Below are 250 nucleotides of genomic sequence, written 5' to 3'. Positions count from 1 at the left end.
GCCGCTCTTAAACGTCAAGGCCGCGGCATCAACGGTAACGTTTGGCCGCGCCTCGAAGATAATACCGATTACGCCTAAAGGAACGCGTTTTTGCAGAATCTGCAGTCCATCAGCCGTATACCAGCCCTTGTCGATCTTGGCAACGGGATCAGGCAGCTGCGCGACGGTCTTTAAGCCGGCTGCCATGTCTTCAATGCGCTTTTCATTGATCAGCAGCCGATCGGTAAATTTCTTGGGCATATCAACTGCC

At 53.2% G+C, this 250-nt stretch carries 1 pseudogene; it reads right to left on the bottom strand.

What is annotated here, in order from left to right:
- Positions 1 to 250: pseudogene (gene proA, locus LJE08_RS14275) on the bottom strand (gamma-glutamyl-phosphate reductase); the annotation flags it as partial.

Origin of the sequence: Holdemanella sp. DFI.5.55, assembly GCF_020593575.1 — a bacterium.
Taxonomy (GTDB): domain Bacteria; phylum Bacillota_I; class Bacilli_A; order Erysipelotrichales; family Erysipelotrichaceae; genus Holdemanella; species Holdemanella hominis.
The sequence above is the reverse complement of the archived record's forward strand: the minus strand, read 5'-3'. Positions and strand labels throughout refer to the sequence as shown.